Annotated in this window: 13 protein-coding genes and 1 pseudogene; 13 read left to right on the plus strand and 1 reads right to left on the minus strand. The window is 48.4% G+C overall.

The annotated features are described in order from the left end of the window. The 13 genes and pseudogenes from sat to VFK44_01675 form a co-directional block, all read left to right on the plus strand. On the plus strand, positions 1–490 hold a 490-nt coding region (gene sat, locus VFK44_01615), incomplete at its 5' end, for a sulfate adenylyltransferase (GenBank protein ID HET7627061.1). A 25-nt stretch (positions 491–515) separates the two neighbouring features. Then, positions 516–2297 (plus strand): SLC13 family permease, encoded by a 1782-nt coding sequence (locus tag VFK44_01620; protein HET7627062.1) that lies wholly within the window; start codon positions 516–518, stop codon positions 2295–2297. A 24-nt stretch (positions 2298–2321) separates the two neighbouring features. Then, a complete protein-coding gene (gene cysC / locus VFK44_01625; protein ID HET7627063.1) occupies positions 2322–2927 on the plus strand; it encodes an adenylyl-sulfate kinase in 606 nt (201 codons plus the stop codon). A gap of 188 nt (positions 2928–3115) precedes the next feature. Then, positions 3116–3856 (plus strand): WecB/TagA/CpsF family glycosyltransferase, encoded by a 741-nt coding sequence (locus VFK44_01630; protein ID HET7627064.1) that lies wholly within the window; start codon positions 3116–3118, stop codon positions 3854–3856. Positions 3857–4130: 274 nt separating this feature from the next. Continuing rightward, complete coding sequence (tagD, locus tag VFK44_01635; protein HET7627065.1) at positions 4131–4529, plus strand: glycerol-3-phosphate cytidylyltransferase; 399 nt, start codon at positions 4131–4133, stop codon at positions 4527–4529. Beyond that, positions 4522–5733, plus strand: a complete 1212-nt coding sequence (locus tag VFK44_01640) for a CDP-glycerol glycerophosphotransferase family protein (protein ID HET7627066.1) — start codon at positions 4522–4524, stop codon at positions 5731–5733. Before tagD ends, VFK44_01640 begins: the two co-directional genes overlap by 8 nt. A 72-nt stretch (positions 5734–5805) precedes the next feature. Continuing rightward, positions 5806–6948 (plus strand): annotated as a pseudogene (locus VFK44_01645) (CDP-glycerol glycerophosphotransferase family protein). Beyond that, a complete protein-coding gene (locus tag VFK44_01650) occupies positions 6945–7766 on the plus strand; it encodes an ABC transporter permease (GenBank protein ID HET7627067.1) in 822 nt (273 codons plus the stop codon). The pseudogene VFK44_01645 and the gene VFK44_01650 overlap by 4 nt, the downstream one beginning before the upstream one ends. A 22-nt stretch (positions 7767–7788) precedes the next feature. Continuing rightward, complete coding sequence (gene tagH / locus VFK44_01655; GenBank protein ID HET7627068.1) at positions 7789–8598, plus strand: teichoic acids export ABC transporter ATP-binding subunit TagH; 810 nt, start codon at positions 7789–7791, stop codon at positions 8596–8598. Positions 8599–8629: 31 nt separating this feature from the next. Beyond that, entirely contained in the window at positions 8630–12148 is a 3519-nt protein-coding gene (locus tag VFK44_01660; GenBank protein HET7627069.1) for a CDP-glycerol glycerophosphotransferase family protein, read from the plus strand. Positions 12149–12196: 48 nt separating this feature from the next. After that, positions 12197–13075 (plus strand): sulfotransferase, encoded by an 879-nt coding sequence (locus tag VFK44_01665; GenBank protein HET7627070.1) that lies wholly within the window; start codon positions 12197–12199, stop codon positions 13073–13075. A 158-nt stretch (positions 13076–13233) separates the two neighbouring features. Then, positions 13234–16779, plus strand: a complete 3546-nt coding sequence (locus VFK44_01670) for a CDP-glycerol glycerophosphotransferase family protein (GenBank protein ID HET7627071.1) — start codon at positions 13234–13236, stop codon at positions 16777–16779. Positions 16780–16800: 21 nt separating this feature from the next. Then, the gene (locus tag VFK44_01675) at positions 16801–17685 is read left to right on the plus strand and encodes a sulfotransferase (protein HET7627072.1); all 885 of its coding nucleotides are present in this window, start codon (positions 16801–16803) and stop codon (positions 17683–17685) included. 39 nt (positions 17686–17724) lie between these two features. Here VFK44_01675 and galU read toward each other — a convergent pair whose 3' ends face one another. Beyond that, complete coding sequence (gene galU / locus VFK44_01680; protein HET7627073.1) at positions 17725–18627, minus strand: UTP--glucose-1-phosphate uridylyltransferase GalU; 903 nt, start codon at positions 18625–18627, stop codon at positions 17725–17727. Positions 18628–18630 lie beyond the last annotated feature (3 nt).

Here is an 18630-nt window from a genome sequence, read left to right on the forward strand (position 1 = left end):
GCTCGTCGGCGAGACAAAATCCGATGACGTGCCTGCTGACGTGAGGATGGAAAGCTATCAAGTGCTGCTTGAGCATTACTATCCGCTCGAACGCGTACGTCTTGTGATCAATCCGGCTTCGATGCGTTATGCCGGTCCGCGTGAAGCGATTTTCCACGCGCTCGTTCGCAAAAACTTCGGCTGTTCGCATTTCGTCGTCGGCCGCGATCATGCTGGTGTCGGTGACTATTATGGGACATATGACGCCCAGAAACTGATCGGGCGGTTCGAACAAGAAATCGGGATGCATATTTTCAAATTCGAGCATAGTTTTTATTGTAAGAAGTGCATGAACATGGCTTCGACGAAAACGTGCCCGCATTCGAACGAAGACCGGTTCATTTTGAGCGGCACGAAAGTACGCGCGATGCTTCGGGACGGAAAGACGCCTCCGCCGGAGTTCTCGCGTCCGGAAGTCGCCGAAGTACTGGTTAAAGGTATGCGGCAATAACATCATCCAAAAGGCGTGATCGGTATTGACTCTGGAAATTGCATTCGTTTTGGCCGTGGTCTTTCTCATGCTCGTCGGGCTCGTGCGCGAAATCGCGCGGCCCGACATGATTTTATTCGTGACGCTTATTTTGTTCATGATCACTGGCGTCATCAGCCCTCAACAAGCGGTCAAAGGATTTTCGAATCAAGGCATGCTGACGATTGCCTTGTTGTTTATTGTTGCGGGTGCGGTTGAGAAAAGCGGGCTGTTTGATCGGGCGATCTCTTACATGCTCGGAACGAAAAGTCCGAATCCGCGGACCGCGATGTGGCGGATGATGTTTCCGATATCGGGAATGTCGGCGTTTCTGAACAATACGCCGATCGTTGTCACATTTACTCCTTTTATCCGCAAATGGTGTGAAGAACATAACATCTCGCCGTCGAAATTTTTAATCCCTTTGTCGTATGCGACCATCATGGGCGGGATGATTACATTAATGGGAACGTCTACGAATCTCGTCGTACACGGGATGATGCTGCAAAAATACGGCGAAGGATTTTCCGTGTTTCAACTGGCAGTCGTCGGCATTCCCGTAACGCTTTTCGGCCTTCTTTATTTGGCGACTTGGGGTTATAAGATTTTGCCGAATTATCGCGCTTTAACGAACGCGGTAGACGAAAACAGCAGGGAATATCTCGCAGAAATGATCGTCGAGCCGATTTATCCACACATTGGAAAAACAATTGAAGATGCCGGCCTGCGGAATTTGAAAGGGTTGTTCTTGATTGAAATCATTCGCGAATCCGAACGCGTCTCGCCGGTTAAGTCAACAACTGTAATGAAAGCGGGAGATCGCTTGATTTTCACGGGTGACGTGTCAACCATCGCGGATTTGCAAAATACGAAAGGCCTCCGGCTCGATCCCGGCGCCGACCTGTCGCTCGATTTATTGAAAAACGGCAACACCGAACTCGTCGAGGTGGTCGTTTCCCATCAATCCGGACTGTTGTCGAAAAGGATTAAGGACACGAAATTCCGGGGGAAATACGATGCTGCGGTCATTGCTGTCCATCGCAACAATGAGCGGGTCAAAGGCAAAGTCGGGGATATCGTGCTGCAACCCGGAGATACATTGCTTTTGCTGGCTGGATCCGACTTTCAACAGCGGAAACATTTGTTCAACGACTTTTACGTTGTCACTCCGATGGGCAACCCGTTTTTGACTAAGAAGGATACGCAGAAAGGCTTGTTGACGATTGGCGTGCTCGTTGTATTAATCGCGCTTGTGGCGTTTCATGTATTTTCGATGTTCAAGGCGATGAGCCTCGCCGTCGTCTTGTTATTGCTGCTGCGGATCGTTAGTCCGACTGAGGCGAAGGAATCGGTCCAATTCAACGTACTGCTGCTTGTAGCGAGTGCTTTTGGCATTGGTGCGGCGCTCACCGAATCCGGGGCAGCCAAATGGATCGCCGAGGGGCTGGTTTCATTTGCCGAGCCGTACGGGCTGCTGGCGATTTTATTGCTCGTGTTTCTGCTTACGAACATTTTTACGGAAATGATTACGAATAATGCCGCTGCGGTCATGATGTTTCCGATTGCGACGGAAATGGCTGACCAAGTCGGTGCCGATCCGATGGCGTTCGCGGTCGTCGTGGCCATTGCTGCATCCGCAAGCTTCCTCACTCCGATCGGCTATCAGACGAACTTGATAGTCATGGGGCCGGGAAGGTATAAATTTACGGATTACTACAAAGTGGGACTTCCGTTAACAATCATCGTCATGATCGTTACACTTGTTGTCGTTGACATGGTGTGGGTTTAATTTAAACTTTGAAAAGGTGATTTTATGGTTTCGGAATCGACAAACATTACTTGGCACGAGGCAAAGGTAACAAAGCACGACAGGAGAAAGATGAACGGCCACAAAAGTGCGGTTCTATGGTTCACCGGGCTTTCGGGAGCCGGAAAATCGACGCTCGCGGTTGAAGTCGAAAAGGAATTGCATCGCCGCGGCGTCCATTCGTACATTTTGGACGGTGACAACATTCGCCACGGATTGAACAAGAATCTCGGGTTCACTCCGGAAGACCGCAAAGAAAACATTCGCCGAATCGGCGAAGTGGCGAAACTTTTCGTCGATGCGGGGGTCGTCACGCTCAGCGCCTTCATCTCTCCTTATCAAGAAGATCGCGATGGCGTGAGAGAACTGCTCGAAAAAGATGAATTCATCGAAATTTACGTGAAATGCGATGTCGGCGAATGCGAACGCAGGGATCCGAAAGGGTTGTACGAAAAAGCGAGGGCCGGCGAAATCAAGAATTTTACCGGAATCAGCGCTCCTTACGAAGCGCCCGAGAAACCGGAATTGATGGTCGAAACCGATCGCCAGTCGATCGAACAGTCAGTCGCACAGGTGATCAACTACTTAGAGAGTGAAGGGTTTCTGCAATAAGACGAAACAAAATTGCCGCCAAATTGAAATGAAAATGAAACTTACTGCCTTTACGGGCAGTTTTTATATAGGAGAATCGAAACTTTAGAGGGTGATTACTCGTATATTTATCATTGGTTTGTGATAGGATTGTAGAGACAAAGAAGGATCATCATCGGTTCCCGGGATCGATTGAGGATAAAGGAAGAGTGCACTTGAAAACAGTTAATCTCATGGGCATGAATTTCATCAACACCGATATGGAACAACTCGTGGATCATCTCGACGGAAGGTTGGCGCAGTCGGAAAATATTTTTCTCGTTACCGCCAATACGGAAATCGTCATGCATGCCCGAAAAAACCGTGATTATTATTCGATCGTCGATACGGCTGACCTCGTGACGCCTGACGGAGTCGGCGTCGTCATCGGTTCGAAAATTATCGGAAATCCGATTCAGCAGCGGTTGACCGGGTTTGATTTGATGATGCAGCTGCTGTCGTTATGCTGCGAGAAACAATACACGGTTTATTTCCTCGGAGCCAGCCCCGAAGTGATCGAGCGGGCGGTGGAACGCGTAAAGCGCGAACAGCCGGATCTCGAAATTGCGGGGTATCACCACGGGTATTTCAACGGGGAAGAAGAAGCGATCGCTTTTGAAATTCGTAAGTGCGAACCAGACATCGTCTTCGTCGGCCTCGGCGTACCCAAACAAGAGCAATGGATCGCCAAATACCGAAAGCTGTTCAAAAAAGGGTTGTTCATCGGTGTCGGCGGCAGTTTCGACGTGTTAGCCGGAGAGGTGAGGCGGGCGCCCGTTGCTTGGCAGAAATTGAACATCGAATGGCTGTATCGGCTGATTCAACGTCCGTCGCGGTGGAAACGAATGACCGTATTACCTATTTTCCTCTTAAAGACGGTCAAGGCGAGAGTTTTGCGAAAAAATCTTTAGGCAATCGTTCACAGGAGCAATAACATCCACAGACAACAATCGTCGGCTGCGTTCGAAAGTTATTGCAGGCAAAGCGCGGATTCTTCCGTAAAAAGTTGTTTTCTTCCTTTAGGCGACGTATAATGTGTAGGGTGAAAACGGATTGTAACTTTAAGGAAATCGGAACTGTTAAGGTCACTATACGATGGAAATGTTAAGGATCGATGAAATTCGGGTAATGATTATACGAAATTCACGAATCCCTTGAGAAACTCCTACAAAGGAGAGGTTATCTATGAAGAAAGTATTGACGTACGGTACGTTTGATTTGCTCCACTGGGGCCACATTAATTTGCTGCAACGCGCGAAAAGTCTTGGAGACTATTTGATCGTGGCGGTATCGACGGACGAATTTAATGCTTTGAAAAATAAAGAAGCCTATTACAGCTACGAAAATCGAAAAACGATTCTTGAATCCATCCGTTACGTGGATGAAGTCATTCCCGAAAATTCCTGGGACCAAAAAATCCAGGACGTCAAGGAACATGACGTTGACCTATTCGTGATGGGGGATGATTGGAAAGGTCACTTCGACTTCTTGAAGGATTATTGCGAAGTCGTATATTTGCCGCGAACGGTCGGTATTTCTTCCACGAAAATCAAACGGGACTTGTTGACGGCGAAAAATGGTTAAAGAAACGATCATCACCTTGTATTTGCAAGTGTGCAAGGTGATGTTTGCCTTTTTTAAAACCTTCCGGTTGAAACGCAAGGTGACTTTTCTGACCTCTTTCGGCCAAAACAGCATTTACGTATTGGAGGAAATGAAACGGCGGGGCGTCGCTTGTGAAGTCGTTTTTTTATACGAAAAAACGTGTCCGTATGTGCTCGATTCCGTTGAAGGCGTTCGTGCCCTTCGTTTAGATTCGGGAAATCCGATCGATTGGCTGCGGTCGATCTACCATATGGCGACGTCCAAGACGATCATTTTGGATAATTATTTCGCGATTTTGTCGGCGTTTGAATTTCGGGAAGGCGTGGAATGTATACAGTTGTGGCACGCGGCCGGCGCGATTAAGAAATTCGGCTTGAAGGACCGCTCCGTGCCGAAACGCCGGAAACAAGCGATTCGCAGGTTCCGCAAAGTGTACGAACGCTTTCACAAAGTGGCTGTCGGCTCGGAAGCGATGGCTGAAATTTTTACCGAAGCTTTTGATTTGCCGCCTGAAAACATGATCAGGACGGGAGTTCCACGAACGGATCTTTTTTTCGACTCGGAAAAAATCGAGCGCATCACGGAGCAGCTGCGGAATGCGAATCCGGCTTTGCAGGACAAAAAAGTCATTTTATACGCGCCGACTTTTCGTGACGGCCAACGAGATGGTTTTGAATGCCGTTTGGATTTCGACTCGATGGAACGGGCATTGAAGGACACCCACGTATTGTTGCTGCGCTTTCATCCAACGGTCACCCGCCGAAACGACTACGAACGAACACATCCGGGCTTTGTTTTCGATTATTCCGACCATCCGGACGTAAACGAGCTCTTGTTGATTACCGATGTTCTCGTTACCGATTACTCCTCAATTCCTTATGAATTTTCGTTGTTGCGCCGGCCGATGATTTTCTTTACGAAAGATCAGCAGGAATACAAGCGGCAGAGAGGCTATTTCGGGGATTACGAATCGATCGTTCCCGGGCCGGTAACGAATGACACAAAGTCGGTCATCGAACTCTTGCTTAAAGGCGAGTTCGACATGGGGCGCATTGAGAGGTTTTCACAACTATGGAACCGGTATTCCACCGGGCAATCCAGCAAAAACGTGGTTGATTATCTTGTCGAAGGCGGGAAACAAGCCGAATGGAGCGCCCGCGAGCGGAAGGAACCGGTTTTCTGATGGGAAAGATATGAGATGAATCAATGGACAAAATGGGTTACGACAGGGGTCGTGCGAATTTACCGCATGGTGTTTCATATCGTCGCGCTTTTGCCGGCACGAAGAAAGTTGATCGTCTTTGAGAGTTTTTTTGGAAGACAATACAGCTGCAATCCGCGTGCGCTATACGAATACATGCAGGACGAACACCCGGAATACACGATGATTTGGAGCGCAGATCCGCACTATGCATCGCTCTTTGAAGAAAGAAACGTTCGATATGTCAAACGATTTACCATCCGATGGGTATGGCTGATGGCTCGCGCCGGATATTGGGTGACAAACGTTCGTCTTCCGCTCTGGATGAAGAAGCCGAAGCATACCGTATATTTGCAAACATGGCACGGAACGCCGTTGAAAAAACTTGGCGCCGACATTCGCGAAGTGCATATGCCCGGCACGAATACGGAAAACTATCGTAATAATTTCCGCAAGGAGTCGAGTCGCTGGGATTATCTCGTTTCCCCGAACGCTTATTCATCGGAGATTTTCGAGCGAGCGTTTCACTACGATCGAGATGCGATTATCGAATCCGGATATCCCCGGAACGACCGCCTGCATCAACTCAATAACGAAGCGGCGATTCGGGATTTGAAGGAAAAGTGCGGCGTCCCTTTGGACAAGAAGGTCGTGCTGTACGCTCCAACGTGGCGTGACGATGAATTTTATGAAAAAGGGCGATACAAGTTTAACGTTCCGTTGAATCTGGCGGACATGCAGGAACAGCTCGGAGATGAATTTGTCATTCTCCTGAGAATGCACTATTTGATCGCGGATCGACTCGACTTGAAAGCGTATAAAGGGTTCGCTTATGATTTTTCCAATTACGAAGATATCACGGATCTTTATTTGATCTCCGATGCACTCATTACCGATTATTCATCCGTATTTTTCGATTATGCGAACTTGAAGCGTCCGATCTTGTTTTTCGCTTACGATCTCGATCGCTACCGCGATAAGCTGCGCGGCTTTTATTTTGATCTTGAAAATGAGGCGCCCGGCCCGATTGTGAACACTTCCGAACAAGTCATCGAAAAACTCAAGGAAATGGCTGCTTTGGGTTTCACCGTGTCGGAGCGATTTAACGACTTTTATCAAAAGTTTTGTTATCTTGAAAGCGGGGTATCCTCGAAAAGAGTCGCAGACCGCATATTCACGGAAAGGGAAAAGTTATGAAATCGATGGTTACGGTCATTCAAGAACAATTCAAGAGCTTTTATTTGATTTGCCGCCTGTCTTTTTTTGAGATCAAAATTGAAAATAACAAAAACTACCTCGGGATGTTCTGGGAAATTCTCAGCCCGATGATTTTGATTGCGATTTATTGGTTCGTTTTCGGTACCGGGTTGCGAAGCGGCGAAACGATTCGCGGGGACGTTCCGTTTTTGCCCTGGATGCTGGCGGGCATCGTCGTTTGGTTTTTTGCCAATCCGGCGATTTTGCACGGGACGAAATCGATTTACAACCGGATCAAGATGATTTCAAAGATGAATTTTCCGATGAGCGTCATTCCGACGTACGTCATCATGTCGAAATTTTATACGCATTTGTTGTTGGTCGCTGTCATTTTTATTATTTTACAGTTTTTCGGTTTCTTCCCGTCGCTTTATCTCGTGCAGCTGCCTTATTTCATGTTCGCAGCATTCGTTTTGCTGTTCGGCATTTGTTTGGTAACGTCGACGATTTCTGTCATCATTCCGGACATCCAGAAGTTCATTCAAGCGACGTTGCGCATGCTGCTTTACTTGTCGCCGATATTATGGGATCCGGCGAAATTTGTGAATTCCGATTACTCATACGTTCCGTTTATCATGAAATTAAATCCTTTGTATTACGTTGTTGAAGGATACCGGCACTCGCTGCTTGGGGACCAGTGGTATCTCGTGCAGCATTGGCAATACACGATTTACTTTTGGGTGTTTGTCATCGCCGTCATGCTGTTCGGAGCGTCGATGCACGTCAAATTCCGCAACCGTTTCATCGAATATATTTAATACGTGAGAAGAGTGAACCCATATGGCCAAATCCGTCATTCTCGAGAACGTGACAAAAAAATATAAAATGTACCAAAGAACTTCGCAGAAGCTGCTTGATCTCGTCCATCCGAACGGGTACGGGGAAGATTTCTACGCATTGCAAAACGTCAGTTTCGAGGCGAATCAAGGGGACGTCATCGGTATCGTCGGCGTCAACGGTTCAGGAAAATCGACGTTGTCGAACATCATTGCAGGTGTCATTCCTCCTACGGAAGGGACGATCGAGACGCATGGAGAGACGGCGTTGATCGCCATCGCGTCGGGGCTGAACAATCAGTTGACCGGCCGCGAGAACATCGAGTTGAAATGCCTAATGCTTGGCTTCAGCAAGAAGGAGATTCAGCGGCTGGAACCGGAGATTATCGAGTTCGCCGAAGTCGGCAAGTTCATCGACCAACCGGTGAAGACGTATTCGAGCGGGATGCGATCGAAACTTGGGTTTGCGATCTCGGTGACGATTGATCCGGACATTCTCGTGATTGACGAAGCTTTGTCGGTCGGTGACCAGACGTTCGCCGACAAATGTTTGGATAAGATGAATCGTTTCAAGGAACAGAACAAGACGATTTTCTTCATCAGTCATGCGATCGGCCAAGTCAAACAGTTTTGTGAAAAAGCGTTATGGCTTGAATGCGGGGAAATCCGCGCTTACGGGTCGATTGATGATGTGATTCCGAAATATCAAACATTCATAAAAGAATACAAGGCGATGTCCAAGGAAGAGAAGAAAAGGTATAAGGAAAAGGTCATGCAAAAACAAAACGGGACAGCAAGAATGTTGGCCAAATAACCTTTTTGTCCCTGTCGGGAGGACAAAACCGATGAGAAAACCGAAATTAAGCGTCATTGTTCCGGTATACAACGTTGAAAAGTATTTGCGGGATTGCCTCGATTCGTTGGCGGCGCAAACGCTTGAAGATCTTGAAGTGATCATGGTGAACGACGGGTCAAACGACGGAAGCGGGGAGATCATCGAGGCGTACGCGGCAAAGCATGCGAATTTCAAAGCCTTTCACAAAGAAAACGGGGGGCTGGGTCATACCCGTAATTTCGGTTTGCGTCATGCGCAAGGGGAATATGTAACGTTTGTCGATTCCGACGATATGGTCGCCGAGGACGCTTATGAAAAAATGTATCGCAGCGCGCGGAAAACCGGTTCGGACATCGTGACCGGAAATGTTGTGCGTTACACGACGAAAAAAACGTTTCCGTCCGCGTTGCATCAAAAAGTGTTTCGTATAAACAAAAGGAAAGCACATATTACGCGCGACACAGAGTTAATGTACGATACGGTTGCATGCAACAAATTATTCAAAAAATCTTTCTGGGAAAAGCACGGTTTTTCATTCCCGGAAGGCATATTGTACGAGGATCTTCCGGTAACCATTCCCGCGCATTTTCTCGCTACTTCGGTGGACGTGTTGACGGACACCGTTTATTTTTGGCGAAAACGGGAAGGCGAGGACAAATCCATTACACAAAAGCGGACTCAGTTGAACAATTTTCTTGATCGCTTGACTGTAATCCGCCGGAACGACGAGTTTTTCCGGGAGCACGACATTCACGGGGAACTTGAGGACGAGAAAAACTTCAAAAATTTAAGTTTGGACCTCCGTCTGTATTTAAATCAATTGGACCGGGTCGACGAGAATTATGTAGACGTTTTCGTGAATGAAGTTTCCACCTATTTGCAGGACATTCCCGACCGCGTGTTCCGAAGACTGAACGCGATCGATCGTTTGAAATATTACTTTGTCCGCAAGCAAGACAAGGACAAATTGCTTCACGTGCTTCATTTTCAAAAAACCCGCATGAAACGGACGAAAGTGTTGAAGAACAACGGAAAAATCTATGGAAATTTTCCGTTCAAGGACGAAGTGCCGGAAGAACTGCTCGTAATGAACGACGAGTTGAAAGTGGTTCGTCAAGTAGAATCGGCTGAATGGTCGGGAAGCGAACTGCGAATTAAAGGATTTGGTTTCATCGAAAAGCTCGACATGGACCGGCCCGGGAAAGTTCAATTAAACGTTTGTTTAAAAAATCCGGAAACGGACGAGACGGTCGATGTACCAGTGAAACTCGTGAAGCGTCCAGACGTGACGCATAAGCAAGGAGTGAAAATCCCGAGCCGAATTCCGCTTAGGCGGCTGTACAACATTCACTGGTCGGGTTTCGTCTGCTTGATCGATTTCGATCGACCGGAGATTGCCGCTTTGGGCACGGCCCGGCTGCAACTATGGTTTCGCCTTGAAGTCGACGGAGTGACGAGGCAATTCCGTGCAGGGAGTCCCGTGAACGGGAGGGAAGCACATCCGCCCTGTCATGTATACCGGCAGCGACGTGTGCTCGTTCGATACAACCATCGCGGGGATTTATTCCTGTCCGTTTCCTCGCTCGACTCCGCCATCTCCGACTTGCAAATCAAGGACGATTTTCTTTTCCTGAAAGGCTGGACGAAGTTTCCGTTATCCGAGACGCGTTTGAAAATCGTCCATTTTGCTGCGGGCATCGAGCACGAATATGCGCTTGACAAAGAGGATGCCGCTGGGGAGTACGCATTCGAAGTCATCGTGCCTTTGCGTCAACTGGAAGAGACCGTCGACCCTATGCAATGGATTTTCTTTCTTGACCACGGCGGGGAAAGAAAACCGTTGACCGTCATCAAGGAAATCTCCGGGGAGAGCTTTCCCCGCGATTACCGAGAAATCAGGCTTGGCACAACACCCGTCGGAAACTTGAATGTGACATATCGCTATCTCCACCCCGTCCTTCAGCGGTTTTCGTTGAAAGACCGAAAGCTGTTTATCGACGTTAAAGTGTACCATCGTTATTTTGCTCGTTTCGACAGCGTGGAAGACGTTAAGTTGACGCTTTCTCATCAAGAATCAGGGAAAACGATCGATCTGCTGACCCATGTACCGACAGAGTCATCAGGAAATGACTTCGTATACAGAGCTGAATCGGGCCCGGTGATTCGTGAAGGTTTTATCGACACTGGAAAGTGGAATGTATACTTTGAAGTTTACGGCATAAAAGATAAGGAAACATTCGCGGAACGGCGAAGGGTGTTTGTCGAGGAAGAATCGCCCGATTTTGAACAGCAAATCGAATCGGGGTTGAAATACAAACCGTACCGGACGAAAGCGGGAAACTTGTCCGTTCGAGTGCTTTTGCATTGGCATTGGTTGGAACGCGGCCCGCGTCGTCAAGAAGTGGTCCGCAAGCTGTACAAAGTGTTCCGCCTGCTGCCGATTCAAACGAAAACAGTCGTCTTTCAGAGCTATTGGGGGAAATCGTACAGTTGCAATCCGAGGGCCATCTATGAATACATGGTCAAGCAAGGGTTTGATTATCGCTTTGTTTGGTTGCTAAACAACGAGAACACTCCGGTGAAAGGCCGGGCGAAAACGGTGCGGATTGGATCGTGGAAATACTATTATTACTTGGCAAGAGGCAAATATTTTATCAATAACGCCAACTTCCCCGATCATTTTATAAAAAGAGCCGATGCGGTCGAAGTACAGACGCTTCACGGAACGTTCTTGAAGACGATGGGCTTGGACGTGCCCGGAGAACTCGAATCGGAGAAAAAACGAAAGAAATTTCTCGCCCGCTGCGCTCGTTGGGATTATTTGTTGTCACCAAGCAAGTATATGACGAACATTACGCGTCGGTGCTATCAGTTTGACCGTACCCACTTGGAAGTCGGATTTCCGAGAAACGATGTGCTTTACAAGCGCAATCACCGCGAACCTATCGAGGCGATCAAGCAAAAACTCGGCCTTCCGCTCGACAAGAAAGTCATTTTATATGCTCCGACCTGGCGGGTGAAGAATCGATTCCGTTTTGAGCTGGACTTGGATGAAATGCAAGAAAGGCTTGGGAACGACTATATCGTGCTGCTCCGATTGCACTATTTGGCTGCGAGAGCAGTAAACGTGACTCCGTACCGCGGCTTTGCCTACAATTTTTCGGCGTATGACGATATTCAAGAGCTGTACTTGGTTTCCGACATGCTGGTCACGGATTATTCGTCGACGATGTTCGACTACGCGAATTTGCAGCGGCCGATCTACTTTTTCACGTATGACCTCGAATATTACCGGGACCAATTGCGGGGATTCTATATCGATTTGGAACAAGAAGCCCCCGGACCGCTCGTGAAGACGACGAATCAATTAATGGATTCAATCGTCGATGAGGAAAGTTATCAAAAGCTGTACGGAAAGAAGTTGGAAACGTTCAAGGAGAAGTATTGCCAATTCGAATCCGGAGAGGCGAGCCGGAAAGTTGTTGACGCTGTTTTTTTCGGGAATACGACCGAATCCGGCAGCGAATGAAACACGCCTCGATTAGAAAGAGCCATTAGCGAACAGGAGCGTGATCCAATGGCCGTTTCCTTGTTGAAAAAGTTGTTTGCCGCTGACCGCGGATCTTTGTTGGAAGGCAGCAAAGCGGTTACCGTTCTCGGTTCGGGACGATGCGGTACGTCAATGGCCGCCCGGGCCATTCAGTTTGTCGGGGTCGATCTCGGTTCCCGGTTTATAAAGGAAAATCATACGAATCCGAAAGGCTTTTGGGAAAACAAAGTGATTGTGGACGTGCACAAGCAAATCAAAAAAACGCTCGGACCGCGTCCGTTTCCGGAAAAGTGGGAAAAGAAAGCCGAAATCCGTCCATTCAAAAAACAATTAAAAAACTCGTTGCAAGAACAGTTTGCCGGTCAGCCGATTTGGGGTTGGAAAGATCCTCGGACGGTTGAAAGTCTTGCGATCTGGAAAGATCTTTTGAACGAACTCGGCGTGCACGCGTATTACTTGATTATGGTGCGCAATCCGGCAGATGTCGCCGCCTCTTACAAGGAGGCGTATGAGCGGAAAGAAGACTCTGCCATGCACCAATGGTATATGCGCACGTTGCTCTCGCTTGTCGGGACAACCGGACAGAAACGAGTGCTCGTCGATTACGACGAGATGCTCGACAACAGTCTGGAAACGTTAAGAAGAATTACGACGGCGCTCGACTTGCCGTGGCCGGAGAATGAACGATCCTTAAAAGCCGAACTGGACGATTTTATTGATCCGAACCTTCAACATAATCGAACGACGTTGGAGGAATTGGAGCAGAAGCCCGATGTTCATGAAGACGTCAAGACGTTATATCGGTTATGTCTGGAAGGCGTTCATTCCCAATCGTATTTGGAATCAAAAGCCTTTTCTGAAGAAATCCGCCGGTTGTACGACAAGGTTGAAAATCCCCGTTTCTAAGCGGGAGAATCGCCGAATCGGGAAAACGAAGAACATCCGAAACGTAATTTCGAGAACGGACAATTCATCGACTGCGCCTTGCTTCGGGCAGTTGAAAGGAACCAAAGTCTCCAATCGCCACGAGCTTCCGAGAAACGCGTCAGAAAGGAGTGAAAACATTGATTCCGAAAGTCAGTGTCATAGTTCCCGTTTACAACGTTCAAGAATATTTGCGGCAATGTCTCGATTCTTTGACGGAACAAACCCTTGAGGAACTCGAAGTGATTCTCGTCGATGACGGATCGACCGACCTGAGCGGTTCGATTGTTGACGAATATGCGGAAAACCATGCGAATTTTCACGCTTATCATAAGGAAAACGGCGGCCTCGGGCAGGCACGCAATTACGGCATCCAGTTTGCGACTGGTGAATATCTTGCCTTTCTTGATTCCGACGACTACGTCGCCGCAGATGCCTATCGAAAAATGTACGAATCGGCGGCGGAGAGCCATGCGGATCTTGTTATCGGAAACGTAAAGCGTTTCAACTCAAAGAAAATTTATCGTTCCGGTTTGCACAAAAAAGTGTTTAAAGAAACAAAGTTTCGGACCCGTCTCACTGAAAGTCCGGAACTGTTGTACGATACAACGTCTTGGAACAAATTGTACAAAAAAAGTTTTTGGGACGACCACGCGTTTGCGTTTCCAGAAGGCATTTTGTACGAAGATTTGCCAGTGACGATTCCCGCTCATTATCATTCAGACTGCACGAATGTGTTGACGGATGTCGTTTATTATTGGCGGGCACGTGATGGGGAAGACCGGTCCATCACCCAGCAGCGCCATGAACTGCGAAATTTTCTTGACCGCTTCGCGGTAATGGAAATGGTTGATGCGTTCTTTGAACAACAAGGCATTGCCGGCCAACTCAAGGAATTGAAAGATTACAAGGCTTTGAGTCTCGACTTGAAAATGTACCTCAATCAGCTCGACGAAGTCGATGAGGACTACTTGGACGTGTTTTTTGAAAAAACCGCCGATTATTTGAATAAAATCGACGTGCGCGCATTGGAACGGCTGCATGCGATCGACAGACTGAAGTACTACCTCGTTGAACGCGGGGAAAAGGAAAAGCTCTTGTCGGTGTTGGCGTTCGAAAAGAATGAAATGGCGAAAACGAAGATTGTGAAAGAAGGCGGCGCGTATTACGGGAATTATCCTTATCGAGACAAGCTGCCAAAGTCCTTGTACAGGCTCGACGATGAATTGCAGGCCGTCGCGAAAATTGAGCGTGTCGAATGGAACGGCGATCGGCTTACGATCACAGGACATAATTATATTAAGAAAGTAGATATGAAACGAAAAAGCAAGGTTCGCTTGCGGGCGGTGTTAAGAAATCCCGAGACTGACGCGGAAACGGAAGTTCCGGTCAAGCTTGTGAAGCGAACCGATGTCACGCATAAGAAAGGCATTCGCGTCGACGACAAGCGTCCGTTGAAACGATTGTACAACTATCATTGGTCCGGTTATGAGATGGAGATCGATTTCACGAGCGAGCCAATCGCCAATCTCGGATACGGCAAATGGGAACTTTGGTTTACGCTCGACGTCGATGGATTTGTCCGTCATTTTCGTGCCGGCGGCCCGGTGAAAGGGAAGAAACCGCGGCCTCCTGTGAACCAGACAGGGGAGCGATTGATTTTTGTTCATTACAACGGTGCATATGATCTGACGGTTGAAGTCCGACAGCTGCCCTCATACGTCGACGACATCACTTTGAAAAAGGATGAATTGCTGTTGGAAGGCTGGGTAGACCGTTCATCCGCATCGGTAAAAGTGGAGTGGCAGAACGCGCGCGAACCGGTGATCCACCGCTTTCCGTTGGAGGCGGTCAAAAGCGAGCCGGCCGCGGAGCGTTTTCGCTTCCAGTCGCGGTTGCCGCTCGACTGTTTGAAAGGGACGGGCGAGAAGGAGGAATGGAGCGCCCGCGTCGTGCATGGGGAAGAATCATTGCCGTTGTCCGTTTTAGCAAATTTGGAGGACTTACGTTTCATTCAACACGATCGGGAGGCGGTCGTGAAAATCGGAGCATCAGGCAATTTGGTCATCGAATCCCGAAAAATTCAACCGGTGATGAGAAACGTAAGCTGGAACGAAAATCGCCTGCGTGTGGATTTCGCGTTTCCGAAGCCGTTTGCTGCGGAAGCACAAACCGAATGCGTGCTTGCCCTGCATCATACGGAGAGCGGGACCGTCTTGCAAACGACGTGCGAACAAACCGCGGAAGGCACGTTTTCCGGCGAATTTGCTTTGCTTGATGAATGCGGGAGAGCTAAGTTGGATACGGGAAAATGGAAGGTGATGTTCGAAATGCATCGCCGCCGCGAAGGGCGTTTGCAAGTGGAGGCGCGAAAAATCAATGTCAGTGATGAACGAGCAGCGAAGTTTCCAAAGTTGACGGTCTCCGGGTTGAACCATCTTCCGTACCGGACGGTCGACGGTAATTTGAACTTGCACGTGAAGCTGCATTGGGATTGGATCGAGCGGGGACCGAGAAGGCAGGAGATCATTCGAAAAGTGGGGTATCCGCTGTTTCGCTGGCTGCCGATGAACAAGAAAAAGGTCGTGTTCGAAAGTTATTGGGGCCGGTCGTACAGTTGCAATCCACGAGCGATTTACGAATATTTACAACAGCAAGAATCGGATTACCGCTGCATCTGGGTATTGAACAACGAGAATGTGCCGATCAACGGATCCGGAGTTCCTGTGCGAAAGAATTCATGGAAATATTATTACCATCTCGCCACCGCGAAATATTTTATCAACAATGCCAACTTCCCAGACTTTTACGAAAAGCGGAAGAAGGCTGTCGAAGTGCAAACGCTTCACGGCACATTTTTAAAAACGATGGGTCTCGACGTACCCGGTGAAGCCGACACGCCGGAGAAACGCCGGAAATTTTTAAGACGTTGCAGCCGCTGGGATTATCTCACCTCCCCAAGCCGATACATGACGGATTTGGTGAAGAGATGTTATCTGTACGAGAATGAAGTACTCGAATGCGGTTTTCCGCGGAACGACGTGCTGAAACAAAAACATTCGGAAAGTGCGGAGGCTGCCATTCGGGAACGGCTCGGGCTTCCGGAGAACAAGCGAGTCATTTTATATGCTCCAACATGGCGCGTCAGAAACCGTTTTCAGTTGCAGTTGGATCTTGACCGGATGCAGGAGCGTCTCGGAGAGGATTATGTCGTGCTTCTCCGCTTGCATTATTTCGTGTCAAACGCGTTGGATCTCTCGGATTATCGCGGGTTTGCCTATAACGTGTCTTCTTACGGTGACATTCAAGAACTGTATTTGATCGCGGACATGCTGGTGACCGACTATTCGTCCGTGATGTTCGATTATGCGAATTTGAACCGTCCGATGTTCTTTTTTACGTATGATCTCGAATACTATCGGGACCAGCTTCGCGGATTTTACATGGATCTTGAAAAAGAAGCGCCAGGGCCGCTCGTGAAGACGACCGAGGCGTTGATCGACAGCATTGAGGATATAAGGAAATACAAACTCGAATACGGAGAACGTTTGCGGAAATTCAGAGCGAAATATTGTCAGTTCGAAACCGGCAAGGCAAGTGAATACGTCGTAAGGAAAGTTTTTGATCAAGAGGAGCCCGCGAGTATCGGGCAAAACCAACCGACATCGGTTGAAAAATCGAGCTAACCTGCCGAAAGGGGCGATTGGATGAACGCCAACTTGCTGCGAAAAACGTTGTCAACCTGGTTGAAGACCCAGCCGAAAAGCCAAGGGATTGCCGTCCTCGGTTCGGGAAGATGCGGAACGTCGATGGTTACGCGCTCCTTAAGTTTTCTTGGGGTGGACATTGGGAACGAGTTTATCAAGACGAACGAAAAGAACCCGAAAGGGTTCTGGGAAAACAAGAAAGTCGTCGATATTCAAAAAGAGATCAACAAAGTGATGCGTTGGAAGCGCCCGTACGAATCGGGTTGGCAGGAAAATCCGAAAATCCGGCCGTATAAAGAACAGTTGAAGCGAATGACGAAAAACGAATTCGCCAATAAACAATATTGGGCATGGAAAGATCCGCGCAACTGCGAATGCCTCGATCTTTGGAAAGAAATTCTCGATGAACTGTCAATGGCCATGAGCGCCGTGATCATGATTCGCAATCCGATCGATGTCGCCGATTCGTTTAAGGAAGCTTATAACGACAAAACGCAAAAATCCTTGCGGCTCTGGTACGTCCGAACGCTAACCGTTTTGGCCGGAACCGAAAACATGCCGCGCGTCATGATCGATTACAACGATTTTCTCGACGACAGTTTCGGCAGCATGCGAATGATAGCCGATTCCCTAAATCTCCCGTGGCCGGACGACGACGCCGAATTAAAACGAAAGCTCGATGATTTTGTCGACCCCGGCTTGCGCCACCGCGCAACCGATCTCGACGAACTGCGAAACTCCCCGGACATCGACGCCGATTTTAAAACGCTGTACGAACTTTGTCTCAAAGCCTCCCGCGATCGCGAATTCTTCGAATCTCGTTCCTTCCGGAACGAGGTTGATGAACTGCATAAGGCTTTAATGGAGAGCGGGATGAAGGTTTAACGTGAAAAGCAAGGCTGCACAACGGCAGCCTTGCTTTTTTTACTTGTTATCGTACGATTTGACGAGTCTTTTTAACAGCTTCAAAACATCGGATCCGAGTTCTTCATTTTCAAGCGCAAAAGCACACGTCGTCTCGATGAATCCAAGCTTCTCTCCCGTATCGAACCGGTCGCCGGCCAAGTTATACGCATAAACGTTTTGCTGTGCATTCAGTTTTTCAATCGCGTCCGTCAGTTGAATTTCTCCGCCTGCGCCGATTTGGTGTTCGCCAAGAAAATCGAAGATTTCCGGTGTGAGGACGTATCGACCGATCATCGCCAAATCCGAAGGCGCTTGTCCCGGAGACGGTTTTTCCACGAAACGTTCCACTTCATAGAGGCGATCTTTCGTTGTTCCCCCGTCAACGGGAGCAATAATGCCATAACGGTGCGTTTGATCGTGCGGCACTTGTTGTACGCCAATCACGGAAGCTTTCAGTTCATCGTATTTATCAATCAATTGCTTTAGCCCCGGCTCCGTCCCGCGGAAAATATCGTCTCCGAGCAAAACGGCAAAAGGTTCGTTACCGATAAACTTTCGCGCAGACCAAATGGCATGGCCGAGTCCCTTCGGCTCTTTTTGGCGTATGTAATGAATTTCGGCAAGATGCGTAGATTTTTGAACCGCCTCAAGCAGCTCCTGCTTATTTTTTTGTTTCAAGGCATGTTCCAATTCGGGCGAACTGTCAAAATGGTCTTCAATGGCTCTTTTGTTCCGTCCGGTTACAATGATAATGTCCTCAATCCCCGACGCGACCGCTTCTTCCACAATGTATTGAATTGCGGGTTTGTCGACGATCGGAAGCATTTCTTTCGGCATCGCCTTCGTGGCAGGCAAGAACCTGGTTCCTAACCCTGCTGCCGGGATGATGGCTTTCGTGATTTTTTTCGCCAAACCTGTCACCTC

It is taken from the genome of Bacillales bacterium, from assembly GCA_035700025.1.
Taxonomy (GTDB): Bacteria; Bacillota; Bacilli; order Bacillales; family DASSOY01; genus DASSOY01.